Below are 17,957 nucleotides of genomic sequence, written 5' to 3' on the forward strand. Positions count from 1 at the left end.
GCTTGCGGGGCCTTTCACTATGGGCGCCACTCAATTTTCTCCTGCCACTGGGGCAGGGGCTGGAGATGCCAGCGCGCCAGCTCGCTGCGACTGAAGCTGTACTTGCCCCGCTCTGCGGCCCGTGGCGCCATGCTCTCGGGCCGGGCGCCGGCCATGATGGCGTTGAGCAGTTCGGCGGCGCGCACTCCTTGTTCGTGACCATCGAGCACCAAACCTCCGATGGCCTGCCCCTGGCCGACGGCGAACTCCCAGAAGCAGAAGACCGGCACCGGGCTGTTACGCGCGGTCCATGCCAGCACCTCTTTCTCGTCGACGTGCTCGCCGGCGCTATTTTTCAGGGTGTGGTAGAGGCCGATAAACAGTGCCCGGTAGCCGTTCTGTTTGGCCTTGAGTACCGCCTCCTGCCATAGGCTGTAATCCTCATAAAGCTCGCTGGTGACCCGGGTTCGACCTATCCGCAGCTCGGTCTGGGCATCGAACTCATCCTCAATGGCCGCCAGCGACACGTTGCTCGAGTCAAACAGCACCAGTGCCCGATCCAGCCCCCCCATCATGCGCGCCATCTCCTGGATGTTGCGTTTGAGCAGGGGGCGCTCCAATACGCCGGTGACATTACGATGGCCAATCAGACCCTTGTAGCGCGGGTTCTCATTCATGCCGAGAAACACCACGGGTGTCCCCGCATCGGCGATGGGGTGGGCCAGGTAGTTGATGGCATTGTCGTCGGACAGCAGCACCCAGTCCGGCTTGAGCCGGTTATAGACCCGCAGCGCCTCATTGGCCCGGCTGTCGAAGGCCTCACGGGGTAATCGCTTGGTGTCGAGGTAGAAGTAATGCACGTCGGGGTGGCCTGCTAGATGGCTCTGCAAGCTCTGGTTGTAGCTGATATCCCACAGGTATTGCGGATGGTAGCTGCTGATGATGAGCAGGGTTCCCGCATACAGGGGAGTCGGCAACAGCATTAATAACAGTCGGATCAGCATGCGTCCCTCCATGGTCGGTTTATGACAGCATAACGGTTTATCCTCGCGTCAGGGACTGACCTCTTGCTCGACATTTCCCTTGCCATGGCGTGTGGCGCGGGCTCCATGGGATTTGGCTCTTATTGAGTCTGATTAAGGGGGCGCCAGGGTCGCGAAAACCTGTTCTGGATCAATATTCAGCATTGCGCTTTGGGGCCTAATAGGCCACAACATATAGGTGCTGCATTCAAATTTACTCCTATATCTTGTGTTTATAAGTTGTGTATAAACGTCTCCTGCCCTTGCTGTACCTGGGATCGACATCGACGGGTGCGGTTGGCCTGCGTCCAGCGTCAAGGAAGATGGCGGGAGCTTATTTCAGGGTAATGCCGGCCTTGTGGGCCGGCTTTTTACGGGGAGTGACTCATGAAACCGGTTGTGATCAAGCGTGACGGCTGCCGCGCACCGTTCGATGCCCATCTGATTGCCGAGGCGGTCTATCGTGCCAGCGAAGCGGTGGGCATGCCCCAGCGCGGTCTGGCGGACAACATCGCCGCGCAGGTGAGCGTTGAACTCGAGGGGCGTGGCGAAGTCGATATCCACGAGATCCAGACCCGGGTTGAGAATCACCTGATGAGCTCCGATCACAAGGAGATCGCCCGTATCTACATCGAATACCGTCACGACAGGGATCGCGAGCGCGAAACCCGTGGCAACCTGGCCCGCGAGATCCGTGGTCTGGTCGAGCAGACCAACGCGGCCCTGCTCAACGAGAATGCTAACAAGGATTCCAAGGTGATCCCGACCCAGCGTGACCTGCTGGCGGGTATCGTGGCCAAACACTATGCCACCACCTACATGCTGCCGCGCGACGTGGTACAGGCCCACGACAGCGGTGCGATGCATTTCCACGATCTCGACTACTCCCCCTTCTTCCCCATGTTCAACTGCATGTTGATCGACCTGAAGGGCATGCTGACCCACGGTTTTAAGATGGGGAATGCCGAGATTGACACCCCCAAATCCATCAGTACCGCCACGGCCGTGACGGCCCAGATCATCGCTCAGGTGGCGAGCCACATCTATGGCGGCACCACCATCAACCGCATCGATGAGGTGCTGGCCCCCTATGTCACCATCAGTTGGCACAAGCACCGCCAGGTGGCCGAGGAGTGGGGCATTGCGGATGTGGAGGCCTATGCCATGTCCCGTACCGAGAAGGAGTGCTTTGATGCCTTCCAGTCCCTCGAGTACGAGGTCAACACCCTGCACACCGCCAACGGACAGACGCCGTTTGTCACCTTCGGCTTTGGCCTTGGCGAGAGCTGGGAGTCGCGCATGATCCAGCGCGCCATTTTGGAAAACCGCATCGCGGGGCTGGGCAAAAACAAGAAGACGGCGGTCTTCCCCAAGCTGGTGTTCGCCATCAAGGATGGCCTCAACCACAAGCAGGGCGATCCTAACTACGACATCAAGCGACTGGCGCTGGAGTGTGCCTCCAAGCGGATGTATCCGGATATCCTCAACTATGACCAGGTGGTCAAGGTGACCGGTTCGTTCAAGACCCCCATGGGCTGTCGCTCCTTCCTCGGCGCATTCGAGGAGAACGGCGAGCTGATCCACGAGGGGCGCAACAACCTGGGTGTGGTGAGCCTCAACCTGCCGCGCATTGCCCTGCAATCGCGTGACGAAGCCGATTTTTACGATCGCCTCGACGCCATGCTGCGCGTCGCCAAGAAGGCGCTGATGTACCGCATCGATCGCCTCAACGGCGTCAAGGCGCGGGTTGCCCCCATCCTCTATATGGAAGGGGCGTGCGGGGTTCGACTCAAGGCTGACGACAACATCAGCGAGATCTTCAAAAACGGCCGCGCCTCTATCTCACTGGGTTACATCGGCGTGCATGAGACCATCAAGGCCTTGTTTGGTGATGGCACCCATGTGTTCGATGAAGAGACCCTGCGCCAGAAGGCGGTGGCCATCGTACAGCGCCTGCGCGATGCCGTGGATGAGTGGAAACACGAGACTGGCTACGGTTTTAGCCTCTATTCCACCCCGAGTGAGAACCTCTGCTCGCGCTTCTGCCGCCTCGACGCCAAGGAGTTTGGCGTGGTCGCTGGCGTCACCGACAAGGGCTATTACACCAACAGCTTCCACCTCGACGTGGAGAAGAAGGTGAACCCCTACGACAAGCTCGACTTCGAAGCCCCCTATCCGCCTATCGCCAGCGGTGGCTTCATCTGCTACGGCGAGTACCCCAACATCCAGCATAACCTGGAGGCGCTGGAGAATGTGTGGGACTACAGCTATGACAAGGTGCCCTACTATGGCACTAACACCCCGATCGACGAGTGCTACGAGTGCGGTTTTACTGGTGAATTTGAGTGCACCTCTAAGGGGTTCACCTGCCCGCGCTGTGGCAACCACGATCCGGCCAAGGTGTCGGTGACCCGCCGGGTGTGCGGCTACCTCGGCAGCCCGGATGCGCGCCCCTTCAATGCCGGCAAGCAGGAAGAGGTCAAGCGCCGCGTCAAGCATCTGTAAGCGGCGGTAAGTGACCCGAGGGCCCCTGACCGCGACGGAAAGGGGCCTTTTTCATGCAGCGGTTAAGAGAGGAGTGCGCCGTGCATTATCACCAATACTACCCGGTCGATGTGGTGAACGGCCCCGGCACCCGCGCCACCTTGTTCGTGTCGGGCTGCGAGCACCAGTGCCGCGGCTGCTACAACCAGTCCACTTGGCGCCTCGACAGCGGGCACCCGTTCGATCAGGCGATGAGCGACCGGGTGATCGCCGATCTCAATGACCCCCGTATCAAGCGGCGCGGCCTTTCGCTCTCCGGCGGCGATCCGCTGCATCCGGCCAACCTGGCCGACGTGCTGGCGCTGGTTAAGCGGGTACGCGCCGAGTGTCCTGGCAAGGACATCTGGTGCTGGACGGGTTACCGTCTGGAGGAGCTGAGCCCCGCCCAGCAGGAGGTGGTGAGCCTGATTGATGCCCTGATCGATGGCCGCTTCGAGCAGGCGCTGGCCGATCCCGGTCTGGTGTGGCGCGGCAGCAGCAACCAGATCATCCACCGCTTTCGCCTCGATGACGACGTTTGACAAGGCGGGACATAAAAAAACCGGGCTACAGCCCGGTTTTTTTATGTCTGTCATCCCTTATTTGGCCGGGATTTGCTCCAGCACACGGGTCAGCAACTGCCAGAAGCGCTCGACCGCCACAATGTGCACCTTCTCATCCGGGGAGTGGGCGCCGCGAATGGTCGGGCCGAAGGAGACCATGTCCCACTGCGGGTAGGCGCTCTTGAACAGACCGCACTCAAGGCCGGCGTGGATCACCATGATGTTGGGGCGGCTGCCAAAGAGCTCCTGATAGGTGCTGCGCACCAGCTCCATCACCGGGGAGTTGACGTCCGGAGCCCAGCCCGGATAGGCGCCGGTAAACTCGCAGCTGGCGCCGGCCAGGGTGAACAGGGAGCGGGTCATCTGCTCAATCTGATCGCGGCCCGAGTCGATGAGGGAGCGGATCAGGCACTGGACGTAGACTTCGCCATCCAGAGTCTTGATGACGCCGAGGTTGGTGGAGGTCTCGACCACGCCGCTCATGCTGTCGCTCATGCGCATCACCCCGTTGGGGCAGGCCATCAGAGCATCGAGCAGGCGATCGCGCAGGGAGGCCGCCATCACCTGGGCCGGAGTCTCGGTGGCGCTCAGCAGCACGGTCAGGTGCGGCTCGGTGGCGGCCAGCTCGGTTTGGTAGATGCTGGTGAAGCGATCGACCAGGGCCTTGAACTCGGCGACGTTGGCCGTTGGCACCAACAAGGTGGCGCGCGCCTCGCGCGGGATGGCGTTACGCAGGGTGCCGCCGTGGATCGCAGCGAGCTCCACGTTCAGGGATTGGGTCGCCTTGAGCAGGCGCACCAGCAGTTTGTTGGCGTTGCCGCGGCCACGGTGGATATCGCCACCGGAGTGGCCACCGACCAGCCCCTTCACCTGCAACTCGAACGCCTCGCCCGCCGGTGCGGCGCTCAGCTCGAGCGGGAAGCGGATATTGGCGTCGACGCCGCCGGCGCAGCCCATGTAGACCTCTCCGTCCTCTTCCGAGTCGGTGTTGATGAGGATCTCCCCCTCCAGCCAGCCGGCTTCCAAGCCGAAGGCGCCGGTCATACCGGTCTCTTCGTCGGAGGTGAGCAGTACCTCGAGCGGGCCGTGCTTGAGGCTCTTGTCGGCCAGTACGGCGAGGCAAGCCGCCATGCCGATGCCGTTGTCGGCGCCCAGGGTGGTGCCGCGGGCGGTGACCCATTCACCGTCGACGTAAGCATCGATGGGGTCTTTGGTAAAGTCGTGCGCCGTGTCGGCGTTGGCCTGGGGCACCATGTCGAGGTGGGCTTGCAGCACCACCGGCTTGCGCTGCTCCATGCCCGGCGTGGCCGGCTTTTTGATGAAGAGGTTGCCGACCTGGTCCTGCTTCACCGCCAGCCCTTCGGAGCGGGCCCATTCGGTGATCCAGCTAGCGAGGGCCTGCTCGTGCTTAGAGGGGTGGGGGATGGAGCAGATCTTGTCAAAGAAGTGCCACACCAGGGAGGGAGAGAGGGAACTTAGTTGTGCCACGTCGGACTCCTTACGGCGGGAAGAGGTTATGCGCAGAGCTAACGATAATACAGCCAGTGCGGCAAAAACGTGAGTCATCGCGGCTCATTCGTGCCGAACGTGGGCGTAAAGCCGAATTAGTGACGTTTTTTTTATGCGCAAACGAATTGCATTTCGTGGCACCTCTTGTGCTAGGGACTCGGGACGATTTAGAGTACCCAGTGTGATAAATGTCACACATTGAGGCAGGATCAAAGCCTCAATCGCTATCGCCAGACAAGTGCGCGCCTCCAAGGAACCGAGTTACTGCTTAAGGAAAAGCCCGCCACCTAAGGTCCGTTACTTGTGATGCATTAAGGAGTCGATGATGGTTAGCAGCAACGCTCAATACTGGTTTGCCCACTCCCTGTATACCCAGGGCTTCCAGTACCCCAATCCCTTCAACCGTCGTTGACGGTAGGTGCCATCGGCGCCGGGATCGTAACAGCAGGCTACCAGCCTGCTGTTTTTGTATGGGGAGGAGAGATATCGGGCTGGCAATATGGGGGACGGTCACTATAATATTGCGCCACAACTTTTCCCCTGCCGTTGTTCGATGAAAACCAGCCTGCTTGTCAGTGCCGGATTTTTTTCGTATCCGCAGGAGTCTGTATTACGCGCCATGAGCGCTTTTGCCGCCCCCCGAGGTCATCATGCCGAAGAAGTTCTACGTCTCATGGGACAACTTGCAGCGCGAAGCGCGCCGCCTTGCCCGTCGTCAAATGCCAGCCAGCCAGTGGAAAGGGATCATCGCGGTTAGCCGCGGCGGTCTGGTTCCGGCCGCCCTGATGGCCCGCGAGCTGGGCATTCGCAACGTAGAGACCCTGTGCATCTCCAGCTATGACCATGACAACCAGCGTGAGCTGGTGGTGGTCAAGGCAGCCAGCACGGCCGGCGACGGTGAAGGCTGGCTGGTGGTGGACGATCTGGTCGACACCGGTGGCACCGCCAAAGCGATCCGTGAGCTCTATCCGCGAGCCAAGTTCATCACCATCTTCGCCAAGCCCAAGGGTGAGCCGTTGGTGGATGATTTCGAAGTGGCTATCCCGCAGGACACCTGGATTGAACAGCCATGGGATATGGCGGTCTCTTTCATCACGCCCATCTGCGATGAAGAGTGATATCTCTGGTAAGAAAAGGCCCCGTACGGGGCCTTTTCTTTATGGGGCGTAGGTAAAGTAGGTGCTTTTCGGCTGAGGCTCAGCTTAATATGGGCCATTGAATCGAGTTGGTCACCCAAGGTAGTGAGGTCTGTAGTGGAACCGAATGACGACATTAATCTGACCGAGAAGCTGTTCACCCGGGTCAAGAAGGTCCAGGAGACATCGCAGATTTCCAACCGCAGCGCCCCGGATACTGACGAGGAGCCGGAACTCGAGCGCCCCTTCATCGACGGCTCCTATTCACGCAACTGGTATCGCTTGTTACGCCGCCCCTCCTGGATCTGGCAGGGGGCCGATCCGCTCGAACTGGAAGAGGTGCTCTCGCGCATTGCCATCAGCAAGGGGGAGCGCAGCCACAAGCAATACCTCGATACCGTCAAGGGATACATTCCAGGTAACTGGAACTATGAGTGGAGCCAGTTGGCCGGCCGCTACCATCAGCAGGGCAAGCAGGAGGCGGTGCAGGGTAAGCCGGATGCCGCACTGGAGTCGCTGCTCAAGGCGGTGCGCTACTACTCCATCGCCAGCTACCCCCACCTCAAGAATGACGAGCTGGCCGATCAGGCCCAGTTGCTTGGCACCCAGGCTTACCGCGAGGCAGGCAAGCTGTTCTCTGTGCCAGTCAAGGAGTTGCAGGTGCCATTTCATGGCAAGACCATCCAGGGCTTCCTGCACCTGCCGACCACGGAGCGACCTGTGCCACTGGTGATGGTTAGCGGTGGTATCGATTCACTCAGCATTGATTTCATCAATCTCTATCAGAAGTATCTGGAGCCGGCAGGCATCGGCATGCTAGCGCTGGATATGCCAGGCATCGGCTATGCCGAGCAGTGGCCGCTGGTGCAGGACACCAGCCGCCTGCACCAGGCGGTGCTCAACTATCTCTCCGAGGTGCCCTGGGTCGATCATCAGCGCATCGCCATGGTGGGCTTTCGACTGGCAGGCAATGTGGCGGCGCGGCTGGCCTTCATCGAGCCGTTCAAGCTGCGAGCTGTGGTCTGCATCGGGGCGGGGGTCAACCAGGTATTCATGCAACCCGAGCTGTTTGCCAAGTGCCCGCGCATGATGCGCGACAGCCTGGCCAACCGGCTCGGCGCGGATGCGGCCGATTGGGACATCTTGCGCACCAAGTGCCAGGTCTTCTCGCTCAAGGTGCAGGGGCTACTCAGCACGCGAACCTCGGTGCCGATCCTGAGCATCGGGCATAAGCAGGATTTTATCTGTCCGGAGTCGGATATCCGGGCATTGGCGAACGCCAGCCGCAGTGGCAAGGCGATCGTGTACGACAAAGAGGCGCTGTTGGATGTTCACCAGAAAGGGATCATGGAGACCATCAGCTGGTTGAAGCAGCACTTGACGATCTGACCGCCCGTGTTGGGCTCCATTGGTAATTGACAGGATGGTTGATATGCCTGAAAGAGTCACCTACAAACGTCTGTTGCGCAAATTCTTGGCCATCGGCCCCTACCTGCGGGAGGAGAAGTGTCAGGAAGGGGAGTACTACTTCGACTGCCTCTCGGTGTGTGCCAGCGCGAAACCGAGTCCGGACAAGCGGGAGTTCTGGGGGTGGTGGCTGACCCTTTCCCAGAGTGGTGTCCTGTTCACTTACCACTATCAATTTGGCTATTACGACGCCGAAGGGGTGTGGCACGAGAAGAATCTGCCGAAGAAGCATCAGGAAGAGGTCAATCGTACCCTCGGCCATTTCTACGAGCGGCTGGCCCACTGCCTCGGCGAGCTGGGCGGGCAGATAGCGCCGGCCGGCCATCTGGCGCCGGAGCGGATCATCTCGGCCGCCTGACAGCACCTTAATTCGCCTTGCAGGGCGTAAGGGGGCTGGGTATAAAGGTTCTTTATACTCAGTCCCTTATTTTATTTCTGTTGGTTCCATGGAAAACAAAACCATAGTCGTCAAGCTGGGCACCAGCGTGCTCACGGGGGGGTCTTCTCGCCTCAACCGCGCCCATATGGTGGAACTGGTGCGCCAATGTGCAGCGCTGCACCGGGATGGGCATCAGGTGGTGGTCGTGACCTCCGGGGCCATCGCCGCCGGTCGCGAGCACCTAGGTCACCCCTCGCTCGCTCCTACCTTGGCCAACAAGCAGATGCTGGCTGCCGTGGGGCAGACCCAGATCATCCGGGTGTGGCAGGATCTCTTCAATCTTTATGGCCTGCATATTGGCCAGATGTTGCTGACCCGCGCCGATCTTGAGGATCGGGAGCGCTACCTCAACGCCCGCGATACCCTGCGCGCCCTGCTCGACCACCGTATCATCCCGGTCATCAACGAAAATGACGCGGTCGCCACCGCCGAGATCAAGGTGGGGGATAACGACAACCTGTCGGCCCGCGCCGCCATCTTGGCCGACGCCGATCTGCTGATCCTGCTCACCGACCAGAAGGGGCTGTTTACCGCCGATCCGCGCACCAATCCCGATGCCCAGCTGATCGAGGAGGTGCAGACCATCGACGACACCCTGCGCAAGCTGGCGGGGGGAAGCGTCAGTGGCCTTGGCACCGGTGGCATGGCCACCAAGCTGCAAGCGGCCGATGTGGCGCGTCGCGCCGGCATTAACGTCGTGATCGCCACCGGACAGGTGCCCGAGGTGGTCGGCCGTCTGGCCAGAGGCGAGCGTATCGGAACCCGTTTCCCGGCGCTGGCCACCCCGCTGGAGGGGCGTAAGAGCTGGATCCTGGCCGGTCCACCGCCGCACGGCGAGGTGCAGGTCGATGCCGGCGCCGTGGTGGCCGTGCAGGAGAAGGGCTCCAGCCTGCTGCCCAAAGGGATTGTACGGGTGGCCGGTGACTTCGTACGCGGCGAGGTGGTGCGCATCCTCAGCCCAGAGGGGCGTGAGCTGGCGCGCGGCATCAGCCGCTATAACCACGACGAGCTGAGCCGCCTGTGCGGCATCCATTCCGACGATATCGAGCAGGTGCTTGGTTATGGCTACGGTGCCGTGGCTATCCACCGCGACGATATGGTCCTGTTGTAATACGGGCGGCATTACCGCTTCGCAAGTAAAGGAACAGTCATGAGCCAGGAAAGCCACTCTCCGCTTACCGCGCTCGGGCAGGCAGCCCGCGCTGCCGCCCATGTGCTTGCCGTCACCACGACGGCCCAGAAGAACCGTGCGCTGGCCGCCATCGCCGACGCGCTGGAGGCCAATAGCAGCGCCATCCTCGCCGCCAACGCCAAGGATATCGAGGCGGCCCGCGCCAGCGGCATGGGGGACGCCATGCTCGATCGCCTGTTGCTGAATGAGGCGCGTCTGGCCGGCATCATCGGCGATGTGCGCAAGGTGATCGTCCTCGACGATCCAGTGGGTAGCGAGCTTGAGAGCCGGGTATTGGAAAATGGCCTGCGCCTGTCGCGGCGCCGGGTGCCGATCGGGGTGATCGGGGTCATCTATGAGGCGCGTCCCAACGTCACCATCGACATCGCCAGCCTCTGTCTCAAGACCGGTAACGCCAGCATACTGCGCGGTGGCCGCGAGACCTTCCACTCCAACCTGGCGCTGGTGCAGGTGATCCAGCAGGCGCTGGAGCTAAGCGGCCTGCCGGCGGCCTCGGTGCAGTACATCGACAACCCGGATCGCGCCTTGGTGACCGAGCTGCTGCGCCTCGATCGCTATGTCGACATGATCATCCCGCGCGGTGGCGCCGGCCTGCACAAGATGTGCAAGGAGCAGAGCACCATCCCCGTCATCATCGGCGGCTTTGGCATCAGCCATACCTTTGTCGATGCGAGCGCCGATCTGGCCCGCGCCCTCGACGTGATTGAGAACGCCAAGGTGCAGCGCCCCTCTGCCTGCAATGCCCTCGATACCCTGCTGGTGCATCAGGCCATCGCAGCCGAGTTCCTGCCGGCGCTGGTGGCACGGATGAATCAGTGCCACGTCACGCTCGTGGCCGATGGCAATGCCCAGGCGCTACTAAAAGGCGCGAAGCAGCTGCGTGAGGCCGGCCCCGAGGATTTCGATACCGAGTGGCTCTCGCTCACCCTGGGGGTCAAGTTGGTCAAGGACGTGGATGAGGCGCTCGCCCATATGCGCGAGCACAACGCCGGCCACTCCGACGCCATCTTGACTAACGATCTCGCCCATGCGGAGCGTTTCATCAACGGTGCCGGCTCGGCGGCGGTCTATGTGAATGCCTCCACCCGCTTTACCGATGGCGGCCAGTTCGGCCTCGGTGCTGAGGTAGCGGTGTCGACCCAGATGTTGCACGCCCGCGGCCCCATGGGGCTGGTGGAGCTGACCAGCTACAAGTGGGTGGGACAGGCAGATTACTTAAGCCGCCCCTGATTTAGTGACGTTGTCGACACAATGCCGGCATGATGCCGGCATTTTCCTTGTCAGGTATTGCTGTCACGGGTATAAGGGGCAGATGTGCGCCAATGAGGGAGAGAGGCAGAATGCGGCATGGATGGCGAGCGCTGTGGCTCTGTGTGTGGGGCTGGAGCGCCCTGACGTGGGCTCAGCCCAACGACACGTCTTTGTATTACGACTCCGGCTTGGTGCGGGTGCTGAGCGCCGAGGTGTTCAGCAGCGCCTTGGAGAACTACCGCCGCACGCCAGGCAAGCGTAAGTCGGTGCTCACCATCATCGACTACAGCAAGCCATCGAACGAGCCTCGCCTGTTTGTGCTCGATCTGCGGCGTGCCAAGTTACTGGCGGCGACCTGGGTCAGCCACGGGCGCAACTCGGGGGAGGAGCGCGCCTTCTCATTCTCGGATCGGCCCGACTCGCTGCAAAGCTCCCTCGGTGTGTTTCGCACCGGCGAGACTTACCTTGGCAAGCACGGCTACTCCCTGCGTCTTGACGGCCTCTCGCCGGGCAAGAACCTCAACGCCCGCCGGCGGGCCATCGTGCTGCACGGCGCGGAGTATGCCAGCCCGGCCCATATCAAGCGCTTTGGTAAGCTGGGTCGCAGTTGGGGTTGCCCAGCCGTTCCCCGTGAGCAGGCGGCCCGCATTATCAATCTGATCAAGGATGGCAGCGTGATCTATGCCCATGGCTAGTCGGCGGCAGCCCAACAAAAAGCCGCCCTTCAGGCGGCTTTTATCATTTATGCATTCACGCTTCTGGTTGCTGGCGCACGATCAGCACCGGGCAGGGGGAGTGGCGTACCACGGCCTCGGCTACGCTGCCAACCAGCAGGTGGGCGATACCGGTACGGCCATGGCTGCCCATGACCACCAGATCGCATTTCTCCTTGGCGGCCAGGGCGGTGATCTCGTCCGGGGCTCGGCCAAAGCAGATTTCGAAGGTGGTCGGCACCGGCAGGCTGGCGGCCAGTTCGGTGAGGTGGGCCTTAGCCTGTTGCTCGAGCTGGAAGGTGATCTCGGCGGCGGTCATGTGCAGGATCTTGTAGCTATCGAACCCCTGCAACTGATCGACCACGTGCACCAGGCGCAGGCTGGCGTTGTGGGTCTGGGCCATGGACACGGCATAGTCGAGCACCGGCTTGGACATGGGAGAAAAATCAACGGGACACAAGATGCTCTGAATGGACATGGGACACTCCTGTGGAGAACGCCGTGAGGCTGGGAAGAAAAAGTGTGAGCGCGTCGCGGTCAATGACGGGCTGCACTGCCGTCTCCTATCTTAAGACGCTAAGATGCAAACAGACACCCTTGTTATGCAGTAACTTGACAGGGAGCAGATTTTTTATGGGTTTCGGGAGAATCCGCAGCATGCGCTGGGTGTGGTTGATAGTGGCGCTGTTGTTGAGCGTTGGGGCACGCGCTGCCGAGCCGCTCAGCATCTACTGCGAACGCTGGCAGGGGTTTTGCGAGCCGGATGGGCGCGGCTTCTATTTCGATCTGGTGCGGGCGGTTTACGAGCCGCGCGGCTATCAGGTGGTGGCCCGTCTCACCCCCTACAAGCGAGCCGTCAAGCTGGTGGTCGAAGGGGAGGCGGACATGACCATAGGGGTCTATCCGAACGAGGTGAACGGCGTGGTATGGCCCACCTTGTCCGCCTTCGCCGACGATGTCAGTGTGGTGATGACCAAGGAGCGGCTCGCGGCCTGGCAAGGTGAGCAGAGCCTGCGTGGTAAGCGGGTGGTGTGGCAGCGTGGCTGGGCCTATGACAAGTACATCCCGGTCACCATGTTCTGGCATGAGGTCGACAGCCACCAGATGGCGCTGCAACTGCTGGAGAAGGGGCGCTACGACTACTACCTCGGCGCCGGTGTGCTGTTTCGTGAGCAGAGACTGCCGGCCGGCATGGAGTGGCGGCTGCTGCGCTGGTTGCCAACCTATCCGGTGTTTGTCGCCTCGACCCGGGGTGAGCAACTGGCACAGCAGTGGGATGAGGGGCTACGGCGGCTCTATCGCAATGGCACCCTCAAGGCGCTCTACCGGCGCCATGCCCTGAGCGACTACTTCGATTACTACCGTCAGGCCAGCCGTCAGCCCTGAGACGGCGTCTGGCGCCACGCCTTGGCTTGGCGGTCATAGAGCAGCACATTGACCGAAGCGGCCAGGTTCATGCAACCACGGGTCGGCACATAGACCACGTCGCGGCAGCGGCGCAGGATCTCAGGCCCCAGGGTGCCATCCTCCGGGCCGAACAGGTAGAAGGCATTGTGCGGATGCTGGTAGTCGGGCAGGGGAATGGCTCCCTCGATGAGATCCACCGCCACCGGTACCGCGCCCGGCGGCATGGCGGCAAACAGATCATCCACGCCCACCAGTGGGATCTGCTGGGCGATGCGCTTGGTGTCGGTGACGAAACGGCGCGCCAGATCGAATCTGACCCCGGTATAGAAGATGGCGTCAGCGCCATAACAGCCGGCGGCGCGCAGCACAGCACCGACATTCTCCGGTGACTTCGGATTGACCAACCCCAGGGTAACCTGCTTCATCACTTCTCCTCCCTCATTCAGGGGCGCGATTATAGGCCCATGGGGTTGCCCGCGCATCTCTTGCCGTTTTTGTGCTCGGCTCGACACTTTCGGGGTTGGCGGGTTGCTGGCTGCCTTGAAGAGGAAATAATGGACAAAAGTTGACCTCTGGGTGTTTGTCTATGACGGAACGAGAGCAAGAGGTACTGAGGCTGCTGCGCGAAGATCCGATGATCCCGCAGCAGGAGCTGGCGGATCGGCTCGGCATCAGCCGCTCGGCGTTGGCCACGCACATCTCCAGCCTGATGCGGCAGGGATATGTGATGGGGCGCGGCTATGTGCTGCGCGAGGGGCCCTACGCCGTGGTGATCGGCGGTGCCAATATGGATATCTGCGGCCGTGTCCACGGTGAGCTGCGCGGCGGTGACTCCAATCCCGGTTGGGTGCATACGGCGGCTGGCGGGGTGGCGCGCAACATCGCCGAAAACCTGGCTCGCCTTGGCTCCGATACCCGTCTTATCACCGCCGTGGGCAATGATCCCCATGGCCAGCGCCTCATCGAGGCCAGCCAACTGGCCGGCATCAACATGCGCCACGTGTTGGTGCTCGATGGCCAACCCACCTCATGCTACCTGAGCCTGCATGACGGCAGCGGTGAAATGCTGTGCGCCATCAATGACATGAGCATATTGGAGTCCCTGACCCCGCAGCGCCTCGCTCCGCTCGATGGCCTGCTCGGCGCCGCCCACGCCCTGGTGCTCGACACTAACCTCTCGAGCCAGAGCCTCGGCTGGCTGTTCGACCGTTACGGTCATCTGCCCCTCTTCGTCGACACCGTCTCGGTGGCCAAGGTGGAGAAGATCCGCCCCTGGTTACCGGCCATCCATACCCTCAAGCCCAATCGCCTGGAGGCCGAGCGCCTGTGCGGCATCACGATTGCCGGCCCAGAGAGCTGGCCCATGGTGGCGGCCTGGTTCCACCGCGCCGGGGTGAAGCGGCTGTTCCTGAGCTTAGGAGGGCAGGGGATCTACTACAGCGATGGCGAGCAACAGGCCCACCTGCCGGTGTTGCCAAGTCCGGTGGTCAATGTGACCGGGGCCGGTGACGCCTTCATGGGGGCGCTGGTGCACGCTTGGTTGCAGGGGATGCCGATGGATCAGAGCGCCCGCTTTGCCCTGGCCTGCGCCGCGTTGGCCGCAGGGAGTGAAGATACCGTGTTTGCCGGCCTTTCACGGGCCGCCGCACAGAGAGTCCTGGAGGAGTATCCATGCTGAATATGCATCTCGATCTGCTGCCTGAGGTGGCTGACGCCTTGGCTATCGGCCGCCCTGTGGTGGCGCTGGAATCCACCATCATCTCCCATGGCATGCCCTACCCGCAGAACGTGGAGACGGCGCGCCGGGTTGAGCTGGTGGTGCGTGACAACGGCGCCGTGCCTGCCACCATCGCCATTATGGGCGGTCGGCTCAAGGTGGGGCTCGACACGGCTGAGCTCGAGGCGCTCGGGCAGGGGGGCGCTGCGGTGATCAAGTGCAGCCGGCGCGACATTCCCTTTGTGCTGGCCAGTGGGGGGATGGGGGCCACGACGGTGGCATCGACCATGATCGTGGCGGCGATGGCCGGGATCCGGGTATTTGCCACCGGCGGCATTGGCGGGGTGCATCGCGGGGCGCAGGAGAGCTTCGATATTTCGGCCGACTTACAGGAGCTGGCCCGCACCGAGGTGGCGGTGGTGTGCGCCGGTGCCAAGTCGATCCTCGATATCGGCCTGACCCTGGAGTACCTCGAAACCCAAGGGGTGCCGGTGATCGGCTATGGCTGCGAGGAGCTGCCGGCCTTCTACACCCGCGAGAGCGGCTTCAAGGTAGATTACCGCCTCGACTCGGCGGAGGAGATCGCCAAGGCATTGCGCCTGAAGTGGGAGTTGGGGCTGAGCGGCGGCGTGGTGGTGGCCAACCCGATTCCTAAGCCTTACGCCATGCCCAAGGCCGACATCGACGATGTGATCCACCAGGCGCTGCAAGAGGCTGAGGAGCAAGGGATCAAGGGCAAGGCCGCCACCCCCTTCTTGCTGGCCCGGGTCTGTGAGCTGACCGGTGGCGAGAGCCTGGCGTCCAACATCCGGCTGGTACTGAACAACGCCGAGCTGGGGGCGCGTATCGCCGTTGCCATGGCAGCAGCATGAAAAGAGGGCCGTTCGGCCCTCTTTGGTTTTCACGGCGCGACGCCGTTTATCCCGGTGATGTTTATTCCAGGATCTGGCGGGCGTGGATCGGTTGCACCGGCCGGTTGTTAGGATGGTGCAGCAGCGCCTTGAAGGCGGCAATCTGCTCGGCACTGGCGGTCATGGGTTGTTTGAGCACCAGCCAGCGCACCCCTTCACTGCACGGGGGGGTGGTGAGGGAGCCGTTGAAGCGATAGACATCCAGCCGGGGTTGCAGCAGTTGGCTGGCATCTAGGGCGGATTTGAGCGCAATGCGCTGCCCGGTGGCCAGTGGCAGGTGGCGCCAAGCGTCGCTAAGCAGTGGGTTGGCTTCTCCTTCCTCGAACATGACGGCCAGCACGGCCAGCTCCCCCTTGTCATTGGCGTGTACCAGGTGCGCTTCCAGCGGATAGGATTGGCCGCGGATCTGGTTTTCGCTCGGGGCGTGGAAGTGGAACTGCTTTAGGGTGTACGGCTGCTTGTCGATGAGCAGAGTACTGCCTGCGGCATAGTCGACTTGTAGGGTATGACCATTGTTGATCATGCTCGCGCCGCCAGGCTGGTAGTTTGCCTGTGGCAGGGTCAGGGTCGCCTCGACCGTGCCCTCGATGTTGACCGGCGACTGGTTCTGCCCGGCGCACGCCACAAAATCGGGGGAGAGCTTGGCCCAGTGATTGGGGCCCTCGGCACCTTCATAACCCCAGTGCGGGGCCGCCATGACGGTAGTGGAGAGCAGCAGGGCACAGGTCAGCCCGAGCGTTTTTATCTTCATATCCATATCCAGAGTGAACGGAACAAGGCCTCTTGGCACAGCGAAGAGGCGACCGGGGTAAGCTGTTCTACTGTTGTTTTCCTGAAGGAGCTGCGTCTGGCTCCATCACGGCGTAGGGCGCCTCATCATGGCCGATGAGATGGGGGGGGAGATTTGGGGCGGATCAATTTTTTAGCGGATAAAGCAGCGGGGGGCCTTATGACCCCCCACCGCAGGCTCATTTCTTGGGGCGAAACGGTTTGATGACCGTTTCATCACACTCCAGATAAGGCCCTTCCATCAGGTCGATGCAGTAGGGGATAGCCGGGAAGACGGCATCGAGACATTCGCGGATCGACTTGGGTTTGCCCGGCAGGTTGACGATCAGGCTGTCATCGCGCAGGCCAGCGGTTTGGCGCGACAGGATGGCGGTTGGCACGAACTTGAGCGACTCGGCGCGCATCAGTTCACCAAAGCCTGGCATCATGCGATCGCATACCGCTTCGGTGGCCTCTGGGGTGACGTCACGCTTGGCCGGGCCTGTGCCCCCCGTGGTGACGATGAGGCAGCACTGCTCTTCATCGGCCAGAGCGATCAGGGTCTGCTCGATGAGGGGTTGCTCATCGGGTACCAGACGATAGACCGGCTCCCACTCTGAGGTGAGATAGCTCTTGAGGGTATCGATGATGGCCTGACCCGAGAGATCTTCATAAACGCCGGCACTGGCGCGATCGCTGACGGTCAGAATACCGATACGGGCGGGTTTCTGGTTCACGGTTGCCTCCTGTTGCTGTCGCGGCACACCTTACCATGCCCTGCCAGACTGCGGCAGAGGAGAATATCCAACGGATTATTAGGAGAATAAATTCTAGCCATGCGTGGCCTCGAGGCACATTTCCAACGTTCTGAAAAGCCGCTCTTTTTTTCTCACGCTATGGGGCTGGTGGAAATGAACGGGCAAGAAAGCATGGAAGGGAGGAAGGTTGCGTGCTGTATTGCAAGGGTGTATGAAAAGCGCGCAATTGCCGAGGGATACCATGTCACTGCCCGATTTCGACACGCTCAAGGCGTTGGCACAACAGGATGAGGGGGCACTCGATGCCTTGCTGGAGGCCCAGATCTCAGCCCTGCTGGAGGCAGCCAATCCCCAATACCGCGAGCGGCTGCGGGGGTTGCAGTTTCGGATCGACTGCGAGAAGCGGCTCTCTCACAACCCTATCGAGCGCTGCGTGCGTCTCTCGCGTATGTTGCGTGCCCAGTGCACTGAATTGGGCCACAGTTTGAACCGACTACAAGAAGAGCTGGTGCCTCAGCCCGCCAGTGGTGAGGGGCAGGTGATCTCGTTACAAGAGTGGCGCAGCAGAAAAAAACGGCCGACATGATGTCGGCCGCTCTGTT

Annotated in this window: 18 protein-coding genes; 12 read left to right on the top strand and 6 right to left on the bottom strand. The window is 61.6% G+C overall.

The window, feature by feature from the left end; genetic code table 11:
- Positions 1 to 17: 17 nt before the first annotated feature.
- A complete protein-coding gene (locus FE240_RS03285; protein ID WP_226798965.1) occupies positions 18 to 983 on the bottom strand; it encodes an ABC transporter substrate-binding protein in 966 nt (321 codons plus the stop codon).
- Positions 984 to 1,388: 405 nt separating this feature from the next.
- Here FE240_RS03285 and nrdD point away from each other — a divergent pair, with 405 nt between their 5' ends.
- Together nrdD and nrdG are read left to right on the top strand one after the other, a co-directional pair.
- Entirely contained in the window at positions 1,389 to 3,506 is a 2,118-nt protein-coding gene (gene nrdD / locus FE240_RS03290; protein ID WP_193003366.1) for an anaerobic ribonucleoside-triphosphate reductase, read from the top strand.
- Between the two features lie 80 nt (positions 3,507 to 3,586).
- The gene (nrdG, locus tag FE240_RS03295; protein ID WP_193003367.1) at positions 3,587 to 4,066 is read left to right on the top strand and encodes an anaerobic ribonucleoside-triphosphate reductase-activating protein; all 480 of its coding nucleotides are present in this window, start codon (positions 3,587 to 3,589) and stop codon (positions 4,064 to 4,066) included.
- A 57-nt stretch (positions 4,067 to 4,123) separates the two neighbouring features.
- Here nrdG and FE240_RS03300 read toward each other — a convergent pair whose 3' ends face one another.
- Entirely contained in the window at positions 4,124 to 5,575 is a 1,452-nt protein-coding gene (locus tag FE240_RS03300) for an aminoacyl-histidine dipeptidase (protein WP_193003368.1), read from the bottom strand.
- 671 nt (positions 5,576 to 6,246) lie between these two features.
- Between FE240_RS03300 and gpt the strand changes: the two genes are divergently transcribed.
- The 6 genes from gpt to FE240_RS03330 all read left to right on the top strand — a co-directional run bounded on the left by gpt (position 6,247) and on the right by FE240_RS03330 (position 11,776).
- Positions 6,247 to 6,714: a xanthine phosphoribosyltransferase gene (gene gpt / locus FE240_RS03305; protein ID WP_193003369.1), complete on the top strand. Its 468-nt coding sequence runs from the start codon at positions 6,247 to 6,249 to the stop codon at positions 6,712 to 6,714.
- A gap of 135 nt (positions 6,715 to 6,849) precedes the next feature.
- A complete protein-coding gene (frsA, locus tag FE240_RS03310; RefSeq protein WP_193003370.1) occupies positions 6,850 to 8,121 on the top strand; it encodes an esterase FrsA in 1,272 nt (423 codons plus the stop codon).
- Positions 8,122 to 8,164: 43 nt separating this feature from the next.
- The gene (crl, locus tag FE240_RS03315) at positions 8,165 to 8,557 is read left to right on the top strand and encodes a sigma factor-binding protein Crl (protein ID WP_193003371.1); all 393 of its coding nucleotides are present in this window, start codon (positions 8,165 to 8,167) and stop codon (positions 8,555 to 8,557) included.
- Positions 8,558 to 8,645: 88 nt separating this feature from the next.
- Positions 8,646 to 9,749 (top strand): glutamate 5-kinase, encoded by a 1,104-nt coding sequence (gene proB, locus FE240_RS03320; RefSeq protein WP_042046902.1) that lies wholly within the window; start codon positions 8,646 to 8,648, stop codon positions 9,747 to 9,749.
- 39 nt (positions 9,750 to 9,788) lie between these two features.
- A complete protein-coding gene (locus tag FE240_RS03325; RefSeq protein WP_193003372.1) occupies positions 9,789 to 11,060 on the top strand; it encodes a glutamate-5-semialdehyde dehydrogenase in 1,272 nt (423 codons plus the stop codon).
- A gap of 110 nt (positions 11,061 to 11,170) precedes the next feature.
- Entirely contained in the window at positions 11,171 to 11,776 is a 606-nt protein-coding gene (locus FE240_RS03330) for a murein L,D-transpeptidase catalytic domain family protein (protein ID WP_404800049.1), read from the top strand.
- Between the two features lie 55 nt (positions 11,777 to 11,831).
- Here the strand turns inward: FE240_RS03330 and FE240_RS03335 are convergent, their stop codons facing one another.
- Positions 11,832 to 12,272, bottom strand: coding sequence for a universal stress protein (locus tag FE240_RS03335; RefSeq protein ID WP_193003373.1), 441 nt, complete (start codon positions 12,270 to 12,272; stop codon positions 11,832 to 11,834).
- Positions 12,273 to 12,427: 155 nt separating this feature from the next.
- On the opposite strand from FE240_RS03335, the gene FE240_RS03340 reads away from it, so the two are divergent.
- Positions 12,428 to 13,180, top strand: coding sequence for a substrate-binding periplasmic protein (locus FE240_RS03340; RefSeq protein ID WP_319016746.1), 753 nt, complete (start codon positions 12,428 to 12,430; stop codon positions 13,178 to 13,180).
- Here the strand turns inward: FE240_RS03340 and FE240_RS03345 are convergent.
- Positions 13,171 to 13,626 (bottom strand): RNA methyltransferase, encoded by a 456-nt coding sequence (locus FE240_RS03345; protein WP_042046909.1) that lies wholly within the window; start codon positions 13,624 to 13,626, stop codon positions 13,171 to 13,173. The genes FE240_RS03340 and FE240_RS03345 overlap by 10 nt on opposite strands.
- A 161-nt stretch (positions 13,627 to 13,787) precedes the next feature.
- Here FE240_RS03345 and FE240_RS03350 point away from each other — a divergent pair, with 161 nt between their 5' ends.
- Together FE240_RS03350 and FE240_RS03355 are read left to right on the top strand one after the other, a co-directional pair.
- Positions 13,788 to 14,879: a PfkB family carbohydrate kinase gene (locus FE240_RS03350; protein WP_193003374.1), complete on the top strand. Its 1,092-nt coding sequence runs from the start codon at positions 13,788 to 13,790 to the stop codon at positions 14,877 to 14,879.
- Positions 14,873 to 15,790, top strand: coding sequence for a pseudouridine-5'-phosphate glycosidase (locus tag FE240_RS03355; protein ID WP_193003375.1), 918 nt, complete (start codon positions 14,873 to 14,875; stop codon positions 15,788 to 15,790). The genes FE240_RS03350 and FE240_RS03355 overlap by 7 nt, the downstream gene beginning before the upstream one ends.
- A 61-nt stretch (positions 15,791 to 15,851) precedes the next feature.
- Here FE240_RS03355 and FE240_RS03360 read toward each other — a convergent pair whose 3' ends face one another.
- Complete coding sequence (locus FE240_RS03360; protein ID WP_193003376.1) at positions 15,852 to 16,580, bottom strand: carbonic anhydrase; 729 nt, start codon at positions 16,578 to 16,580, stop codon at positions 15,852 to 15,854.
- Between the two features lie 217 nt (positions 16,581 to 16,797).
- Positions 16,798 to 17,334, bottom strand: coding sequence for a molybdopterin adenylyltransferase (gene mog / locus FE240_RS03365; protein ID WP_193003377.1), 537 nt, complete (start codon positions 17,332 to 17,334; stop codon positions 16,798 to 16,800).
- Positions 17,335 to 17,596: 262 nt separating this feature from the next.
- Between mog and FE240_RS03370 the strand changes: the two genes are divergently transcribed.
- Positions 17,597 to 17,941: a DUF3135 domain-containing protein gene (locus FE240_RS03370; protein ID WP_193003378.1), complete on the top strand. Its 345-nt coding sequence runs from the start codon at positions 17,597 to 17,599 to the stop codon at positions 17,939 to 17,941.
- Positions 17,942 to 17,957 lie beyond the last annotated feature (16 nt).

It is taken from the genome of Aeromonas simiae, from assembly GCF_014892695.1.
GTDB lineage: Bacteria > Pseudomonadota > Gammaproteobacteria > Enterobacterales > Aeromonadaceae > Aeromonas > Aeromonas simiae.